Origin of the sequence: Nitrosospira sp. Nsp14 (genome assembly GCF_900113575.1) — a bacterium.
Lineage (GTDB): Bacteria > Pseudomonadota > Gammaproteobacteria > Burkholderiales > Nitrosomonadaceae > Nitrosospira.
In genome coordinates this window covers 131,531-148,326 of sequence record NZ_FOPV01000001.1, presented here as the reverse complement: position 1 = coordinate 148,326, position 16,796 = coordinate 131,531, and the positions used below count along the sequence as shown (strand labels likewise).

The following is a 16,796-nucleotide window of genomic DNA, read 5'->3' as shown; positions in this document are numbered from 1 at the left end:
GGAGTGAGTATGAGAGCTGTCTGGATGGGAATGGTTGCGGCATCAGCCCTGTTGATGGTGGGCACCGCGCAAGCAAACGCGGACTTGGCGAAAGCCAACGGGTGCACAAACTGTCACACTGTTGACAAGAAACTGGTCGGCCCCGCATTGAAGGATATCGCCGCCAAGTATAAGGATGACCCGAAAGCCGAAGCATATCTGGCAGATAAAATAAAGAAAGGAAGTAATGGTGTCTGGGGTCCGGTACCGATGCCCCCGAATGCGCACGTTAGCGATGCCAATGCTAAAACCCTGGCAGCATGGGTTCTGACGCTCAAGTAAACCTGACGTTGACTCACAAAAAAGCCGGCGCAGTGGTCGCCGGCTTTTTATTTGTGATTGCGGAAAAGACAGTTGGGCGCGGGTAGCGCTCGGCGATGCATCGTTTGCCTCGTTTCCTTGAAGTACGCACTTAATCATGAACTGGTTCGCGACCAACGTGGCCAGCGCGTTTCTGCTCCCTCCATTCAATCTCATTCTGTTGGGCATGCTAGGGGTCCTGCTGCTGAGATGCAAGCCGGGATTGGGTAAGGCTATGGTCGTCGCCGCGCTGGCTTTGCTCTACCTGCTGTCCATCCCGCTCGTGGCTGACGCACTGCTGCGGACATTGGAGCCCGCCCCACGCCGCAATTCCCTGGACAAAGACATCCAGGCCATCGTCGTGCTGGGGGGCGGCACCTACTATAATGCCCCGGAGTATCACGGCGATACTGTGGGACGCTTCAGCCTGGAGCGCGTCCGATATGCCGCTTGGCTGCATCAGCAAACTGGTAAACCAATATTGGCCACGGGTGGCGACCCCGCCGACCATGGTTCTGTTGAGGCGGCACAAATGAAGGCGGTGCTGGAACGGGAATTCACGGTTCCGGTGAAATGGATCGAAACTGTTGCGCGCAACACCCGTGAAAATGCCTATAACAGCTTTGCAATACTGCAGAAGGAGGGCATCGGCCGTATTGCCCTCGTCACTCACGCCTGGCATATGCCTCGAGCGGCAAGAGAGTTTGAACAGGCAGGGTTTAAAATCAGCCCTGCAGCCACGGGCTACACGACTCGTCATAGAACGGATATTTTCGTACTCATTCCTACCGCTGCGGCGCTGCAAAAAAGCAGTTTGTTCTTCCACGAGGTCATTGGTATAGGATGGTATTGGCTCACCTCCTGAATTTACCTCTGGACGCTCTATATAAACGCACCGGACGCCTCGGACGCCCGACACCTTCCAAGACAGTCCATAACCGCCCGCCGATCCATTCCTGTTGCTATTTTTGTACCTGGACCATCAGGGGGAATTCTCAGCAGCAGTCGTCAGGAACGCGTAGCTGATAGAATCGGACTATAGGTAAAATGCCGCGCAGCAGGGTGTTCGCCAGATTGCGCGCTCGCGCCCGTTTTGGGACAAATTTTTTTGAAAGGGATCACATGAAAGCACGCGTCAAATGGAAGGATGAGGCAAGCTTTCTGGCGGAATCGGGGAGCGGTCATACCGTGCTCATGGATGGCCCGCCGGAAGCAGGCGGCAAAAATTCGGGCCCGCGCCCGATGGAAATGCTGCTGATGGGAGCCGGCGGTTGCGCGGCTTTCGACGTCGTGATGATCCTTAAAAAGAGCCGTCAGGATATCAGCGATTGCGTGGTGGAAATCGAGGCCGAGCGCGCCGCTCAGGAACCCAAAGTGTTCACGCGCATTCATTTCCATTTTATTCTGACAGGAAAAAAACTGAATTCCGCCCAGGTGGAGCGGGCAATCAAGCTCTCTGCGGAAAAATACTGCTCGGCTTCAATAATGCTGGCAAAAACGGCGGAACTGACACACAACTTCGAGATCGTGGAGGAATGACAGTGGCCTGAAACGAGATAAAGTACAATAACGCTTCTCGGACGGATTGCTATTTATACCCAGTAAGCCGTTCTCGTCATAACAGACGAACCCACTTTCATCATCAGCTTTACCGGAGCCGGCAACTCGGCCCCGCCATGAGCCATCGCGGTCGTGGCGTGCCCGGCTTCGTCAATCTGCATCTGTGCGACTATGGCGCGGCTTTTTCCGTCGTTATGTGGCAGCCGCTTTAAATGCCCGGCGAGATGTGCCTCCACCTGACGCTCCGTTTCTGCAAGAAAGCCAAGATTCCATTTATCGCCCAGCATGCCGGCTAAAGCACCAATGGCGAACGACCCGCCGTACCATAACGGATTCAGGACACTCTTGCGTCCGCTCAATTCGGCAATACGCCGCTCAGTCCACGCGAGGTGTTCGGTTTCTTCACGCGCCGCCTGCGCCAGCGTATCCTGTACATCCGGATTGTGTGCGGTCATAGCCTGGCCTTGATAAAGCGCCTGCGCGCAAATCTCTCCGACGTGATTCACCCGCATCAGGGCGGTAGCTTCGCGCCTCTCCCAATCGTTCAGCTCGCTTTCCGGCAGTTCCGTCCCCGGCACCGGCCGCAGCGTTTGCGCCGGCGTCAGCAATGTGCGCAGCGCGTGATCAAAACCGATGATGAACTTGTCGATGTTGGGCATGGAAGTCCTCCCTAAGCAATTACTAACCAATTATTTGGGATATTTATAATTGTATACCCATTTGCCGCGCAATCAGCGTCACTGGATGCACGACCTCGATCTCCGAGCCTGCTTCGCGCAGCGCGGCGCCCATCTGCATGGCGCAGCCGATATTGGATGTCGCGAGGTAGCGCGCACCGCTGGCCTTGATCGCGGACATCTTGTCGTGCAGCAGCGCCGCTGCCATCTCCGGCTGGTCGATAAAATACGTGCCGGCTGCGCCGCAGCACTGATCGTTGCCAGCCATGGGCGCCACCACTGCGCCCGGGATGCGCGCGAGCAATGAATAGACATGGGACGAACCCCGCAACACATTCCGTAAGGTGCAGGGTTCGTGTACCGCAATTTTATGCGGCAGAGGGACGAGCGTTACCTCGTCCCAACCTTCAGCCGTTGCCAAGAAGGCGCTGATATCCATGACCCTGGCAGAAAGTTTTTTTAAGGCTGGCCTATCGGCTAGGAGGCTTCCAGCCGCATTGTCTCCCGCGTGAGAACGTAAACTGGACATTTGCGAGAACGGTGACAACCCGTATTCCGCCAACTGGACCCCGCATCCGGACGCCGTACTGAGGATCGCGTCCAGATTCAAGCTGTTGAACGCTGCGACGTTCTCAAGCGCCAACTTCTCTGCCGTGATACGGTCGCCGCTATGCTGATGCAAAGCGCCACAGCAGGTTTGGGTGTCTGGCACATGCACCGTGTAGCCTAGGCGATTGAGCACGAATATTGCCGCGTTAAGCGTGGCTGCATCCGTCAGCCGCGCTACGCAACCGAGGAAGAGGCCGATTTCGCCGCCAGGTTGCGCTGATCGCGTTGAAGCAGGATAAATTTCTCGCCATTTCCCCGCGTTGATCGTGCCGGATGAGGTCGCAGGCTTATCAATGAACGGCAGCTGCGTCTCCAGCGCGGCAAGCCTCGTTCCGTGTAATAGTCGGGACTTCCGAACCCATTTTTGCAACCCGCTGTTCTGATATAAACGCACAAGCGGACGCAGCGCGTCCAGACGCGCGGGTTTCGCGATGAATTCTCGTTCAATCCATTTTCGCAGGCCGGACCTTCGCCTCACCTGCTCTCCCCGAAAGCCATTTCGGGGAGACTCCAGCATTGTCCGGGCCGCATCCATCAACGGACCAAAACGCACCTGGTTGGGGCATACGGACTCGCAAGCGCGACACGTCAGACAGCGATCCATATGCAGCGCGAAACGCTCGTTGATCGGAATTCGTCCCGCCGTGACGCCACCTATGAGCGCAATGCGGCCGCGCGGCGAGTCCGCCTCGGACAAGGTTATTCGGTAAGTTGGGCAATGCGGCAGACAAAGACCGCACGCGACACAGCGGCTTGCTTCCGAACTGATATCGGCGCGTTCAACGCGATGTTCGGAAGAGGAGGAAAGGTCAGCTGGAAGGTCCGTTGGCTTCATGGTCTTAAACATAGACCGGCTTTTACCGGAGCCGTTCGCACCTGCGCGCGAGCCCGGGGCGAGCATTCATTTTTGTTCCGAAATAGCGCGGGCAAGAACTTTTAACCTTACCGGCCGTCGTCTTTTCAATGAGGTTGCCCGCGGGTAGTTAAAAGAGTCTACTCGCTAAGGTGCATAAAGAATAGGGATGGGGGATGGTTAGCATTCGTCAGTGCCAGCGAAAATTTGAGATTGCTACGCGCCTCGCAGCTCGATCCGGCTACAAAAATCACGCTACAATTTCGGACCCATCCTTGCAGGCGCCCCCTCAACCTATCGTGGAAACATTTTTCACGTCCACCGTTCTGGTCGCGATCGCTGAAATCGGTGACAAGACGCAGCTTCTTTCATTCGTACTCGCGGCGAAACTTCGGCGTCCTTATCCCATCATGATGGGTATATTTGCCGCGACGCTACTCAATCATGCGCTTGCCGCCTCGGCGGGCGCCTGGCTGGCGGGCCTGATTCCTTCTCATTTTATTAACTGGATAGTCGGGGCGTCATTCATCGGCTGCGGCTTGTGGGCACTCAAGCCGGATACGCTTGAGGAGCATCCACCCCTATTTGGGACGGGAGCGTTCGTCACCACGCTCATTGCTTTTTTCCTGGCGGAAATGGGGGACAAAACACAGCTAGCGACCGTTGCATTAGCAGCGCGTTACGATGAGTTGACGGCAGTTGTGCTCGGCACGACTCTCGGTATGATGTTGGCAAACGCGCCGGCGGTCTGGATTGGGGAAGCGCTTGCCGGTCGGATCAATATGAGAAAGACACGCTGGCTTGCGGCTATTCTGTTCCTGCTGATGGGAGTGTGGTCGCTCGCGGGGGGAATCGAATTTCATTGATACCCGCACGTCCGACCCCCTGGCCGCAAACGCAGCAATACCCGAGCGTCCGCTACGCTGCCTAATCCGGTCCGCGGATGCCGTGGATATAGCGTTCGAGCTCATGGATGATAAATTGCTGGCCTGAAATCGCGTCCTTGACCAGATCGCCGATGGACACAAGACCAACGACGTTATTGCTTTCAAGCACGGGCAAGTGGCGTACGCGCATCTCGGTAACCAGTGCCATGCAATCCTCGGCGGTATAGTCGGGACTGACATAGGCGACCTGCGGTGTCATGAGCTCGCTGACCCGAATATCCTTCGCTAGCCTATCCAGCAAGTACGCCTTGCGCGAATAATCCCTTTCGGTAAAGATACCGGCCATTTTTCCATCCTTTAGCACCAGCAATGCGCCAATGTTTCTTGTTGCCATCAGCTGCATGGCATCGTGCACCGACTTATCGGGCTCGATGCTCGCGACTTCATGTCCCTTGCCTTCCAGTAATTGCTTAACCGTTGTCATGGCATCATTCCTCCGCTTCGGATTGAAACTTGTTCGGGCATTTCTCTTAAAATCATAGCACGCCCTACACACGACCTGAGCAGGAAGTATTCAACCTCTAAAAGAGCTTCCGATTCGGATTTTTACTCACAAGCGAAAGGGCGTCGTTACTCGCGGCTCCTACAACATACGGCTTTTATCGCCGCTGGTAAATCCGGTCAGAGGTGTGGAGATATTTCTGCCTAAGGCAATCGCTTTGAATAATTCCCCCATTTCAGCCGGGCTCAGCAACTTCTGGACCTGGTTTGCGCGCGGCAGATACTCCTTCGCATTATCGACGGGAATCTTCGCCAGAAGGCTGGTTATGTCGCAGTTGATAAGAAAATGCGCCTGACTGGTATAGCCCAGCATATCCAGGCCCGCTTTGCCCGCAGCTTCTGCAATGGCACTGAAGTCCACATGGCTGGTGATGTCCTGCAGGCCGGGTAGATAAAACGGATCGTCGTGCGCATAATGGCGGTAATGGCACATCAGCGTCCCGCGATTACGTTGCGGGTGATAATACTCATCATGCCCAAAACCATAGTCGATCAGCAGAATCGCGCCGGTTTTCAAAATACCGGCCAGGCTGCTCATGAAATGGCGCCCGGCAAGGTTGATTTCGCTCACGTAGTCCTCTCGACCGGAGCTGTCAAGATATCCTCCAGTGTGGCCAATGGCAGGACCAGCCATCATGCCCAGGTTGCGCGCAGCATCGAAAAGCTCACCTTGCATCAGCGGACGATCGCTCCACCCGAATTCGTCCCCGTCTCCCGACACACCGCGCTCGAACAGGTCCGGACCGCTCCATCGGACCAGATGCACCGGCATGGCGTCGAGCACCTCATTGGCAAGTATCAGTCCGCTGAATTGCTCAGGAAGATGCTCCAGCCAGGCTACTCGGGGCGCGAGATGTGGTGCGAGCCGTTCGAACAAACGCTGTTGCCGCTGTCGCAGTTCGCCGCTGACTTCAAGAATGAAATACCGTTTTGGTAAACTGCCGAGCTCTCCCAGCTCGAGCAACATGTCGAGTGCGAGCTTGCCGCTCCCGGCCCCGAACTCCAGAATATTCCCGCCGTCCGTTAGTTCAAGCACCTGCGCAGCCTGCCGCGCCAAGGCTCTACCATACAGCGAGGAAATCTGGGGTGCGGTGACAAAATCGCCTTCCTGTCCAAACTTGGCTGCGCCTCCGCTGTAATAGCCCCAACCGGGCTTATATAGCGCCAGCCTCATGTAATGCTCAAACGAAATCCAGCCGCCAGCTGCGGCAATTTCCGCCCTGATAAGCTCCTTAACCGCACGGCTATGCTGGAGGGCCGCGTGGTTCGGCGCAGGTAACGACGGTTGAGGCGATAGTGGCTGCATGGGCTCTATGCTAATCTTTACGATCGGGCTTCTTTTTAAGGGCTGGCTCGAGGCGAAGTTGAAGGTCTTGCTTATTCCATCAGCGTGCAAGTGTAGAGGAGATAGCAATGCAAGGGAAAGTGATACTCGTCACCGGAGGGGCGAGGCGTGTCGGCGCGGCCACCTGCCGACGCCTGCACGCGCAAGGAGCCAATTTGGTCGTGCATTACCGAGCATCCGAAAGCGAAGCGCGGGCATTGCAGAGCGAACTTGATCAGGTCCGTCCCGGTTCGGTTGCGCTCGTGCAAGCAAACCTGCTGGAAACGGCGCGTCTACCGCGTTTGATTGATGAAACGGTGACCCATTTCGGCAGACTGGATGCACTCGTCAATAATGCTTCCAGCTTTTTTCCAACCCCTCTGGGAGAGATCACCGAGGACGGGTGGGCAGACCTCATCGGCAGCAACTTGAAGGCACCCCTGTTTCTTTCGCAAGCCGCTGCGCCACAGCTCAAAAGGCAGCAAGGCTGTATCGTGAACATTGTCGACATCCACTCGGAGCGGCCACTGAAACGATACGTGGTGTACAACGCGGCTAAAGGCGGCCTTGCTTCGCTGACCCGATCCCTCGCGGTCGAACTTGCACCGGAAGTTCGGGTGAACGGAATTTCTCCCGGCCCCATTCTTTGGCCGGAAGAGGGCGAATGGATGGATGAGGCTTCGCGCCAGCATATCATCGGGCGTACACTGCTCAAACGGACCGGCGAGCCGGATGACATCGCCAGGACGGTATCCTTCCTGATCGCGGATGCGCCTTATATCACCGGCCAGATCATCGCAGTGGATGGGGGACGCAGCGTGAACTTGTAGAATTGGGCAGAAAAAAATAACATGCCCCTAGGCGGAGCGCCAGTTGCCATCCCTCTTCATTTCAGCTTACTTCTCAAAATTTCGTTTACTTGCGCGGGATTGGCCTTTCCCCTGGCAGCCTTCATCACTTGCCCCACGAGGGCATTAAATGCTTTTTCCTTTCCCGCTTTGAACTCTTCCACCGATTTTGGATTCGTAGCGATAACTTCGTCGATCAGCTTTTCGACTGCGCCTGAGTCGGAGATTTGCTTCAATCCCTGCGATTCGATGATCTGATCGACCAGACTCTGATCCGTTTTTGCCTGCAGGCTCTTCCAGCCCGTTTCCTGCTCACTGCGCCTGCTCCACATCTGCCTGAATACTTCCTTCGCCATCTTGCCTGAGATCGTGCCGTCCTTGATGCGCGTCAAAAGCTGAGCCAGCTCCCCCGGAGACAATGGGCAATGTTCGAAGGACTTTCCCGCATCGTTGAGATAGGCGGAAGTTTCACCCATCACCCAGTTGGCGCACAGTTTAGGGTCGGAGGGAAGATTGCTGACAACCGCTACAAAATAATCGGCGATCTCGCGGTCCGCGGTCAGTGTCTCAGCATCATAGGACGAAAGTCCATAGTCGCGCTCCAGGCGGCTGCGCATTTGCGCGGGCAATTCGGGTAATACATCCCTCACTTCCGAAATCCAGCTTGACGGGATTTCGAGCGGCAACAAATCGGGATCGGGAAAATAACGGTAATCCTGCGCGTCTTCCTTACTACGCATGGCGCGAGTTTCATCTCTATCCGGATCGTAGAGCCGGGTTTGCTGCTGTATGGTTCCGCCGTCCTCAATGATTTCGATCTGGCGCCGGGCTTCGTGATCGATGGCCTTCTCGAGAAAACGGAATGAGTTGAGATTCTTTATTTCGCAGCGCGTGCCAAGCCTGCCCGAGCCACGAGGCCGCACTGAAACATTTGCGTCACAACGGAACGAGCCTTCCTGCATGTTCCCATCGCAAATGTTGATCCAGCGGACCAGCGAATGCAAGGTTTTGGCATAAGCGACTGCTTCTGCGCTGCTGCGCATATCAGGCTCGGAAACGATCTCGAGCAATGGGGTTCCGGCCCGGTTCAGATCGATACCGGTCATGCCGTGAAAATCCTCGTGCAAGGACTTTCCCGCATCTTCCTCCAGATGCGCCCGGACAAGGCGGACTGTTTTTTCTGTTTCGGCGACATGGAACATGACAGTGCCGCCCTCGACCACCGGCAATTCATATTGGCTGATCTGATAGCCTTTGGGCAGATCGGGATAGAAGTAATTTTTCCGTGCGAAAATTGACGGCGAGTTGATTTTTGCTCCTACCGCCAGCCCGAACCTGATTGCGCGTTCGACTGCGCCGCGGTTCAGGACGGGTAGAACCCCCGGTAGCGCAAGGTCCACGGCGCAGGCTTCCGCATTGGGAGCGGCGCCAAATGCGATGGATGCGCCTGAGAATATTTTCGACTGGGTCGAGAGCTGCGCATGCACCTCAAGACCGATTACAGTTTCCCATTGCATTACCAAGGATCCTCTTTTAACACCATCTCGTCTGTGCGTGCCACACAGGAAAGTCCAATCAGGCAACCCGCTTCCTATCGACGATCACACCTCAAGCCATGTTTTCGGGTCAGCCCGGCATACGGGTGTGCCAGTCTGTCACCGACTGGTACTGGTGCGCGACGTTCAACATCTGCGCTTCGGAAAAATAATTGCCGACGATGTGCAGGCCGACCGGCCGGTTTTTTTGACCGAAACCTACCGGAATCGACATGCCCGGCAACCCAGCCAGGTTGACGGCAATGGTGTAGGCATCGGACAGGTACATTTGCACCGGATCGTTGCTTTTCTCCCCCAGATCAAAGGCAACTGTGGGAGAAGTCGGCCCCATGATAATGTCGCACTGCTCAAACGCCTCCGCAAAATCCTGCGCAATGAGGCGACGCAGCTTTTGTGCCTGGATATAGTACGCGTCGTAATATCCGTGCGATAGGACGTAGGTACCGATCAGGATGCGTCGCTTTACCTCGGCGCCAAAACCCTGTGCACGGCTTTTGCAGTACATGTCATTCAGGTCGTCATATTTCGGCGCGCGATACCCGTAACGCACTCCGTCGAAGCGCGAAAGATTGCTAGATGCCTCTGCCGGAGCGAGTACGTAATAAACAGGCACGGACAGGCTCGTATTCGGCAGCGATACTTCTACGGTTTTAGCGCCAAGCTTGCGGTATTCGGCAATGCTCGCCTCTACCGCGCGCGCCACGTCATCGCTTATCTCATCGACAAAATATTCTTTCGGCAAGCCGATGCGCATCCCTTCTAAAGGCTTTCGCAGGTCTCGGGTGTAATCTTCCGGCTCGCGCTGCAGGCTGGTCGAATCACGAGGATCGAATCCTGTCATTACATTCAGCATCAAGGCCAGGTCTTCGGCGGACTTTGCCATCGGTCCCGCCTGGTCCAGACTGGAAGCAAAAGCAATCATTCCGTAGCGGGAGGCCAGCCCATAGGTAGGTTTGAGGCCGGAAATGCCGCACAAGGACGCGGGCTGCCGGATCGAGCCGCCGGTATCGGTGCCGGTAGCGGCCGGAGCCATGCGTGCGGCAACTGCGCAAGCGGACCCGCCCGAGCTGCCGCCCGGTACGGCGGCGACATCCCATGGGTTTCTTACTGGCCCGTAAAAAGAGGTTTCGTTGCTTGACCCCATGGCGAACTCATCCATGTTGGTCTTGCCGATATTAACGGCCCCGGCCGCATTGAAACGCTCGATCACCGCAGCGTCGTAAGGCGAAACAAAGTTTGACAGCATCCTCGATCCGCAGGTGGTGAGCCATCCTTTGGTACAGAAAATATCCTTTTGGGCAATCGGAACGCCCGTCAGCGGCTTTGCGTCACCGGATGCGATCATCAGGTCGGCGGCACGCGCCTGAGCAAGACTCGCTTCTTCGGAGAGCGTAATGAAAGCATTGTAGCGGGGGTTCAGTGCCCGGGCGCGCTTGAGAAACTCAGCGGTCAATTCAGCACTGGAAATTTTTTTTTCGGCGAGCAGCGCGGAAAGCTGGCTGAGGCTGGAGTTCAACATAGGTTTACGCCGAATGAAGCAAATCGTGGACGATTACGACTCAAAGGTGGAGACAGGGAGGCTGCATAGATCGCGCGAAAGCGTTATTCGATCACTTTCGGTACCAGGTAAAGGCCTGCTTCCACCTGAGGTGCGATCGATTGGAACAGGTCGCGCTGATCGGTTTCGGTCACGATATCGGCACGCAGCCGCTGCATGACATCCTGGGCGTGGGACATGGGGGCGATTGCTGCCGTATCCACTGCCTGCATCTGCCGGATAAGGCTGAAAATCCCCGATAGTTGCGCCAGCGCGGTAGTCGCCTCTTCCTCGCCAATTTCAATACGGGCCAGATTGGCGACCCGCTTCACATCATCCAGGGAAAGAGACATTGCCAGCTGAATTCCTTTATAACCCTTATATTCAAATAGCTAATAGAGTATCATAGCCGGCCTTAGTGACGCATTCTTTTCACGCGCTTTTTACCATCGTCGTCTGCAACGGATTCCGTAAACCATGCTTAATTTTATTAACAACAATGTATTGAGGGGCTATTTTTCGACTGACATGGCGATCGATCTGGGCACGGCCAATACCCTGATTTACGTTCGCGGTCAGGGCATCGTGCTGAACGAACCCTCGGTGGTGGCGATACGTCAGGATGGCGGACCCAATGGAAAAAAAATAATTCAGCAAGTCGGGCTGGCGGCGAAGCAGATGTTGGGACGCACCCCAGGCAACATCACCGCAATCCGCCCCATGAAGGACGGCGTCATAGCCGATTTCACGGTAACTGAACAGATGCTGAAGCACTTCATCAAGAAAGTGAATCCGCCGCGGCTTTTTTCCGCCAATCCTCGCATTGTCATTTGCGTTCCCTATGGATCTACTCAAGTCGAGCGGCGCGCCATTCGTGAGGCGGCGTATGGGGCCGGGGCGCGCAAGGTGGAATTGATCGAGGAGCCGATGGCGGCCGCCATCGGTGCAAATCTGCCGGTCGAGGAAGCCACTGGATCGATGGTGGTGGACATCGGCGGGGGCACGACCGAAGTAGGCGTAATCTCGCTGGGCGGCATCGTGTACTCCAATTCCGTCCGTGTAGGGGGCGACAAATTCGACGAGGCGATTATTAATTACATTCGCCGCAATTACGGCATGCTGATCGGCGAGGTGACGGCCGAACTGATCAAGAAAGAGATCGGCTCCGCGTTTCCGGGTTCCGAAGTGCGCGAAATGGAAGTCAAGGGCCGCAATCTTGCCGAAGGAATCCCGCGCAGCTTCACCATTTCGAGCAACGAAATCCTGGAGGCGCTGACTGATCCTTTGAATAGCATCGTCAGCGCGGTTAAATCCGCGCTGGAGCATACCCTGCCGGAGCTCGGCGCCGACATTGCCGAAAAAGGTATGGTGCTCACCGGTGGCGGGGCCTTGCTGCGGGATATTGACCGTTTGCTCATGGAAGAAACCGGATTGTCAGTCATTATTGCAGAAGATCCGCTCACCTGTGCGGTGCGAGGATCGGGCATGGCGCTCGAAAATATGGACCAGTTGGTAGGCATATTTGCCAGCGATTAGATGGGCACCCTGGTTTGCTCTTGACTGGACGAGTCTTGAATTGGAAATCGCGCAACCTGGAAAGTAATGGAAACAGCCCCGCGATTTTTCCGGCACGGTCCCAGTCTTCTGGCTCGGCTGGTCTTTTTCGTAATGCTGTCATTGACTCTGATGGCGGTTGACACCCGGTTTAAATATGTCGCTGAAGTTCGACACGTCTTGTCTGCGGTGATCTATCCACTTCAAAAGCTCGCCACTGTTCCTATCGCAATTTATGACAATGTAAGCGAATTCTTTAGCAGCCATCATCTGGCTGACGAGAACGCAGAGCTCCTGCAGCAGAAACTCTTCGATCAGGGGCAGTTGCAGCGATTACAAGCACTGGAAGCCGAAAATGTGCACTTGCGCAAGCTCCTGGATGCCTCGGAGCGAGTCGAGGGCAAAGCAGTCATGGCTGAAATCCTCCACATTCCGCGCGACCCTTTTAACCGCAAAGTCACACTTGATAAAGGCAGCCAGAGCGGAATTCAGCCGGGCCAAGCAGTCGTGGACGACGCCGGAGTAGTAGGGCAAATCACCCGCAACTATCCGTGGGTATCCGAAGTCACACTCATCACAGACAAGGACCACTCGGTGCCGGTCCAGGTTCTGCGCAACGGCTTGCGCTCGGTGGTATCTGGAACGGGTAAGGAAGCAACGCTCGAGCTGCGTTATATGGCCGGCAATACCGATATTCAGGAGGGCGATACGCTGGTAACGTCCGGAATCGACGGCGTCTACCCGCCCGGACTGCCTGTGGCCGTGGTGTCGAAGATAGAGCGTAACCCGGCTTATGTTTTTGCCCGGGTCACCTGCACACCGGTTGCCGGTGTAGCAAATAACCGCCAGCTGCTAATTTTGTCCATGCTACCGCCGGTTCCCGAGATCCCGGCGGAGGTGATCGAATTGAAGCCTAATAACAAGAAACGGGAAAAAGTTGGCATTCGTTGATCACCCCAAACAGGAAATCCTCCGGCCGGTAAAAAGTTCGTTCATCGTACTCAGCCTGACACTGGCGATCGTGCTGAATCTCTTGCCAGTAGAAGGCCTCGCAATGACTTTATGGCCTGATTTTGTCGCCCTGACAATACTCTACTGGTGCATCAACCAACCGCAGCGTGCCGGTATCAGTACCGCTTTTATCATGGGCCTGTTGATTGACATTGGCAACGCCAGCACGTTTGGGCAGCATGCGCTGGCCTATTGCATAATGGCGTTTGTCGCGCTGGTGTTCCACCGCCGCCTAAGCATTTTTGGCATATTGAAGCAGGCGCCCCAAATAGGATTGATTTTGTTTATTGGACAATTCATCATGCTTCTGACCGGACTTCTGGACGGATCACAATTCCCAGGCAGGGATTTCTTTCTTCCCAGTATCACCGGCACCCTGTTGTGGCCGTTCTTTTCTTCATTGTTGAGAATGCCGCAAAAGCCCAGGTCTGATAATGATGTACGATGAGTCCCAGGGTAGAGCTTCGTAATCATCCGCGCGAGCTGCAGCGTTTCCAGCTGCGGCTGGCCATCAGCGCCGGGTTCGTGCTGTTGCTGTTTCTTATATTGTTCGCGCGCTTCTTTTATCTGCAGGTATCCCAGCGCGAGCATTACCACACGCTTGCTGAAGCCAACCGTATTTCAATCGCGCCCATCGTTCCCAATCGGGGACTGATTTTCGACCGCAATGGCGAAGTGCTCGCGCACAACTATTCCGCTTACACCCTCGAGATTGTGCCGAGCAAAGTGAAGAACCTGGAGGATCTCATTAACGAGCTGTCCACGGTGGTCGAGATAGCAGCCCGCGATCGCAAGCGGTTCAAGAAACTGATGGAAGAGAGCAAGAGATTCGAAAGCCTTCCCATCCGTACCCGTCTCTCGGATGTGGAAGTGGCGCGTTTTGCCGCGAATCGCTATCGCTTTCCGGGCGTCGAAATCAAGGCGCGCCTATTCCGCCAGTACCCCAAGGGCGAAATGGCGTCACACGTGATTGGTTATATCGGCCGTATTAACGACAAGGACCTGGAGCAGTTGGAGGCCAACAACGCACTTGCCAATTATCGCGGTTCCCAATACATGGGCAAGATCGGTATTGAGCAGAGCTACGAACAGGACCTGCACGGTATCACCGGCTTCGAAGAAATGGAAACAGATGCAGCCGGGCGGGTCATCAGAGTGATTTCCCGCACTCCACCCGTCTCCGGTAATAACCTGACGCTGTCGCTCGACGCCAAATTGCAGGAAGTTGCGGAAAAAGCCTTCGGCGACCGAAGAGGGGCGTTGGTGGCGATCGAACCTTCATCCGGCGATGTTCTCGCCTTTGTCAGCAAACCAGGTTTCGACCCCAATCTGTTTGTCGACGGCATCGATTCAGAAAATTGGGATTTGCTGAATAATTCGATTGATCGGCCGCTTAATAATCGGGCACTGCGGGGGCTCTACCCGCCGGGCTCCACCTTCAAGCCGTTTATGGCGCTGGCTGGGTTGGAGCTGAGAAAACGTGCGCCTCAGAATGCCATTGTCGATCCTGGGTACTTCAGTCTCCCGGGTAGCACCCACCGCTTCCGGGACTGGAAGACCGGTGGTCACGGTGTCGTAGATCTGCACAAGTCGCTCGTAGTTTCGTGCGACACGTACTACTATGCGCTCGCCAATGATCTCGGCATCGATAATATCTACAACTTCATCGGTCAGTTCGGTCTGGGAAAAAAAACGGGAATCGATATCGATGGCGAAGTGGGTGGTCTGCTGCCATCCCAGGACTGGAAAATGAGACGGTACAAGCAGAAATGGTACGCTGGCGATACGATTTCCGTCGGCATAGGTCAGGGCTACAACCTGACTACGCCGCTACAGTTGGCTTTTGCGACGGCGGTCCTGGCCGGGAGGGGCACGGCATTCCGCCCGCATTTGGTGAAGAATATCCTGGGCAGCGATAATGAAGTGGTGCGGGAGATTGCCACACAGCCGTTATACACGTTAGACCTCAATCCCAATCACTTGCAGGTGGTTCAAAACGCGCTTGTGGATGTAACCCGGCCGGGAGGCACTGCCGCGCTTGCCGGCACTGGCGCCGCCTATACTTTTGCCGGCAAAACCGGTACTTCGCAGGTGGTCGGCATCAAACAGGGCGAAAAATATGTGGAGAGCAAGGTACAAGACCGTCATCGCGACCATGCGCTATTCATCACGTATGCGCCGGTAGAAAAGCCAAAAATTGCGCTATCGGTACTGGTCGAAAATGGTGGGCATGGGGGCGCTGCCGCGGCCCCCATCGCGCGGGTGGTAATGGACTATTACCTGCTGGGCAAGCTGCCTGAGGAAGAAGCGGCTAAACCTGTCGATCAGATCGATGAGGAGGGTGAGCATGACTAGGTCTTTGCGCCTCTGGCACTACCTCACGCGGTACATTGACGGGGTTCTGTTGAGCGGAATCCTGCTGCTCATGCTGACCGGGTTGTTCACTTTGTACAGCGCCACGGACGCAAACCCACATCGTGTCACTAATCAGGCTGTCAATATGCTGGTTGCGCTGAGCATCATGTGGCTGGTAGCCAACATTCCGCTTCAGCATATCATGCGTATCGCCTTGCCTATTTATATGACGGGTCTCTTGCTGCTGTTGGGCGTTGCGCTGTTCGGCGAGATAAACAATGGCGCGCGGCGCTGGCTGAACATTGGCGTAACGCGCATCCAGCCTTCGGAGCTGATGAAAATAGCGGTGCCGCTGATGATGGCGTGGTATTTCGATAAGCACGAAGCAACGCTGCGGCTGCGCGACTATGCGATTGCAACCTTGCTACTGTTGCTGCCGGTCGTAATGATCTTGCGTCAGCCCGATTTGGGCACCGCGTTGTTGATTGCGTCCAGCGGCTTTTTTGTCCTGTTTCTCACTGGGCTGTCCTGGCGCATCATCGCGGGGCTGGCAATTGCCGGACTGGGCAGCTTACCGGTGCTGTGGTCGATGATGCACGATTATCAGCGCCGCCGGGTCATGACCCTGCTTGATCCGACGCAGGATGCGCTTGGGGCTGGCTATCACACCATTCAGTCCACCATTGCCATCGGTTCGGGCGGCACCCTGGGCAAAGGCTGGCAGCAGGGAACCCAAACCCATCTCGACTTTCTCCCGGAGAAAAGCACCGATTTCATCTTTGCGGTATTTTCGGAGGAATTCGGGCTGGTCGGCAATTCATTGCTATTGCTCTTGTATATCGCGGTGATCGCACGCGGCATGGTGATTGCCGCCAATGCCTCGACTCAGTTCACGCGCTTGATCGCCGGATCGATTACGCTTACATTTGCCACGTATATTTTCGTGAACATAGGGATGGTCATCGGCATCCTGCCTGTGGTTGGTGTTCCGTTGCCGCTGATCAGCTACGGGGGCACCTCAATGGTGACAATGCTGTTGGGATTTGGTATTTTGATGAGCATACAGATGCATCCGAAATTGGTGAAGACGTGAGCCACATCAATCCGAGATCGAATTTGTGGTCC

At 55.6% G+C, this 16,796-nt stretch carries 17 protein-coding genes; 10 read left to right on the top strand and 7 right to left on the bottom strand.

Annotation, left to right across the window (positions count from 1 at the left end; all coding sequences use genetic code 11):
* Positions 1–9 precede the first annotated feature (9 nt).
* The 3 genes from BM022_RS00625 to BM022_RS00615 all read left to right on the top strand — a co-directional run bounded on the left by BM022_RS00625 (position 10) and on the right by BM022_RS00615 (position 1,878).
* Entirely contained in the window at positions 10–321 is a 312-nt protein-coding gene (locus BM022_RS00625; RefSeq protein WP_091135751.1) for a c-type cytochrome, read from the top strand.
* 136 nt (positions 322–457) lie between these two features.
* Positions 458–1,204: a YdcF family protein gene (locus BM022_RS00620; protein WP_091135749.1), complete on the top strand. Its 747-nt coding sequence runs from the start codon at positions 458–460 to the stop codon at positions 1,202–1,204.
* Between the two features lie 257 nt (positions 1,205–1,461).
* Entirely contained in the window at positions 1,462–1,878 is a 417-nt protein-coding gene (locus tag BM022_RS00615; protein ID WP_091136091.1) for an OsmC family protein, read from the top strand.
* Between the two features lie 53 nt (positions 1,879–1,931).
* On the opposite strand, the gene coq7 is transcribed toward BM022_RS00615, so the two are convergent.
* Positions 1,932–2,558, bottom strand: coding sequence for a 2-polyprenyl-3-methyl-6-methoxy-1,4-benzoquinone monooxygenase (gene coq7, locus BM022_RS00610; RefSeq protein WP_091135747.1), 627 nt, complete (start codon positions 2,556–2,558; stop codon positions 1,932–1,934).
* A gap of 43 nt (positions 2,559–2,601) precedes the next feature.
* Positions 2,602–4,020, bottom strand: a complete 1,419-nt coding sequence (locus BM022_RS00605) for a (Fe-S)-binding protein (RefSeq protein WP_091136089.1) — start codon at positions 4,018–4,020, stop codon at positions 2,602–2,604.
* A gap of 314 nt (positions 4,021–4,334) precedes the next feature.
* Here BM022_RS00605 and BM022_RS00600 point away from each other — a divergent pair, with 314 nt between their 5' ends.
* Positions 4,335–4,904, top strand: a complete 570-nt coding sequence (locus BM022_RS00600; RefSeq protein ID WP_218146808.1) for a TMEM165/GDT1 family protein — start codon at positions 4,335–4,337, stop codon at positions 4,902–4,904.
* Between the two features lie 61 nt (positions 4,905–4,965).
* On the opposite strand, the gene BM022_RS00595 is transcribed toward BM022_RS00600, so the two are convergent.
* Both BM022_RS00595 and BM022_RS00590 read right to left on the bottom strand, forming a co-directional pair.
* Positions 4,966–5,409, bottom strand: coding sequence for a CBS domain-containing protein (locus BM022_RS00595; RefSeq protein ID WP_091135745.1), 444 nt, complete (start codon positions 5,407–5,409; stop codon positions 4,966–4,968).
* 159 nt (positions 5,410–5,568) lie between these two features.
* Positions 5,569–6,792 (bottom strand): class I SAM-dependent methyltransferase, encoded by a 1,224-nt coding sequence (locus tag BM022_RS00590; RefSeq protein ID WP_091135742.1) that lies wholly within the window; start codon positions 6,790–6,792, stop codon positions 5,569–5,571.
* Between the two features lie 107 nt (positions 6,793–6,899).
* Here BM022_RS00590 and BM022_RS00585 point away from each other — a divergent pair, with 107 nt between their 5' ends.
* A complete protein-coding gene (locus BM022_RS00585; RefSeq protein ID WP_091135739.1) occupies positions 6,900–7,640 on the top strand; it encodes a pteridine reductase in 741 nt (246 codons plus the stop codon).
* A gap of 56 nt (positions 7,641–7,696) precedes the next feature.
* Here the strand turns inward: BM022_RS00585 and gatB are convergent, their stop codons facing one another.
* From gatB to gatC, 3 genes are all read right to left on the bottom strand, one after another.
* Complete coding sequence (gene gatB, locus BM022_RS00580; protein ID WP_091135737.1) at positions 7,697–9,175, bottom strand: Asp-tRNA(Asn)/Glu-tRNA(Gln) amidotransferase subunit GatB; 1,479 nt, start codon at positions 9,173–9,175, stop codon at positions 7,697–7,699.
* Between the two features lie 109 nt (positions 9,176–9,284).
* A complete protein-coding gene (gene gatA, locus BM022_RS00575; protein WP_091135735.1) occupies positions 9,285–10,733 on the bottom strand; it encodes an Asp-tRNA(Asn)/Glu-tRNA(Gln) amidotransferase subunit GatA in 1,449 nt (482 codons plus the stop codon).
* A gap of 83 nt (positions 10,734–10,816) precedes the next feature.
* Positions 10,817–11,104, bottom strand: coding sequence for an Asp-tRNA(Asn)/Glu-tRNA(Gln) amidotransferase subunit GatC (gene gatC / locus BM022_RS00570; protein ID WP_091135733.1), 288 nt, complete (start codon positions 11,102–11,104; stop codon positions 10,817–10,819).
* A gap of 124 nt (positions 11,105–11,228) precedes the next feature.
* On the opposite strand from gatC, the gene BM022_RS00565 reads away from it, so the two are divergent.
* The 5 genes from BM022_RS00565 (at position 11,229) to rodA (ending at position 16,764) form a co-directional block, all read left to right on the top strand.
* On the top strand, positions 11,229–12,287 hold the full coding sequence (locus tag BM022_RS00565; RefSeq protein ID WP_091135730.1) for a rod shape-determining protein: 1,059 nt from the start codon (positions 11,229–11,231) through the stop codon (positions 12,285–12,287).
* Positions 12,288–12,353: 66 nt separating this feature from the next.
* Positions 12,354–13,256, top strand: coding sequence for a rod shape-determining protein MreC (mreC, locus tag BM022_RS00560; RefSeq protein WP_091135727.1), 903 nt, complete (start codon positions 12,354–12,356; stop codon positions 13,254–13,256).
* Positions 13,243–13,764 carry a rod shape-determining protein MreD gene (mreD, locus tag BM022_RS00555; protein ID WP_091135726.1) on the top strand — a complete coding sequence of 174 codons (522 nt, stop codon included), beginning with the start codon at positions 13,243–13,245 and terminating at the stop codon, positions 13,762–13,764. Before mreC ends, mreD begins: the two co-directional genes overlap by 14 nt.
* Entirely contained in the window at positions 13,761–15,671 is a 1,911-nt protein-coding gene (gene mrdA / locus BM022_RS00550; RefSeq protein WP_091135723.1) for a penicillin-binding protein 2, read from the top strand. The genes mreD and mrdA overlap by 4 nt, the downstream gene beginning before the upstream one ends.
* Entirely contained in the window at positions 15,664–16,764 is a 1,101-nt protein-coding gene (gene rodA, locus BM022_RS00545; RefSeq protein WP_091135721.1) for a rod shape-determining protein RodA, read from the top strand. Before mrdA ends, rodA begins: the two co-directional genes overlap by 8 nt.
* The last annotated feature ends 32 nt before the right edge of the window (positions 16,765–16,796 follow it).

Bases quoted from the DNA above. Each gene is read 5' to 3' on its own strand.
- BM022_RS00625 (WP_091135751.1), top strand. From the start codon at position 10: ATGAGAGCTGTCTGGATGGGAATGGTTGCGGCATCAGCCCTGTTGATG.
- BM022_RS00620 (WP_091135749.1), top strand. From the start codon at position 458: ATGAACTGGTTCGCGACCAACGTGGCCAGCGCGTTTCTGCTCCCTCCA.
- BM022_RS00615 (WP_091136091.1), top strand. From the start codon at position 1,462: ATGAAAGCACGCGTCAAATGGAAGGATGAGGCAAGCTTTCTGGCGGAA.
- coq7 (WP_091135747.1), bottom strand. From the start codon at position 2,558: ATGCCCAACATCGACAAGTTCATCATCGGTTTTGATCACGCGCTGCGC.
- BM022_RS00605 (WP_091136089.1), bottom strand. From the start codon at position 4,020: ATGAAGCCAACGGACCTTCCAGCTGACCTTTCCTCCTCTTCCGAACAT.
- BM022_RS00595 (WP_091135745.1), bottom strand. From the start codon at position 5,409: ATGACAACGGTTAAGCAATTACTGGAAGGCAAGGGACATGAAGTCGCG.
- BM022_RS00590 (WP_091135742.1), bottom strand. From the start codon at position 6,792: ATGCAGCCACTATCGCCTCAACCGTCGTTACCTGCGCCGAACCACGCG.
- BM022_RS00585 (WP_091135739.1), top strand. From the start codon at position 6,900: ATGCAAGGGAAAGTGATACTCGTCACCGGAGGGGCGAGGCGTGTCGGC.
- gatB (WP_091135737.1), bottom strand. From the start codon at position 9,175: ATGCAATGGGAAACTGTAATCGGTCTTGAGGTGCATGCGCAGCTCTCG.
- gatA (WP_091135735.1), bottom strand. From the start codon at position 10,733: ATGTTGAACTCCAGCCTCAGCCAGCTTTCCGCGCTGCTCGCCGAAAAA.
- gatC (WP_091135733.1), bottom strand. From the start codon at position 11,104: ATGTCTCTTTCCCTGGATGATGTGAAGCGGGTCGCCAATCTGGCCCGT.
- BM022_RS00565 (WP_091135730.1), top strand. From the start codon at position 11,229: ATGCTTAATTTTATTAACAACAATGTATTGAGGGGCTATTTTTCGACT.
- mreC (WP_091135727.1), top strand. From the start codon at position 12,354: ATGGAAACAGCCCCGCGATTTTTCCGGCACGGTCCCAGTCTTCTGGCT.
- mrdA (WP_091135723.1), top strand. From the start codon at position 13,761: ATGAGTCCCAGGGTAGAGCTTCGTAATCATCCGCGCGAGCTGCAGCGT.
- rodA (WP_091135721.1), top strand. From the start codon at position 15,664: ATGACTAGGTCTTTGCGCCTCTGGCACTACCTCACGCGGTACATTGAC.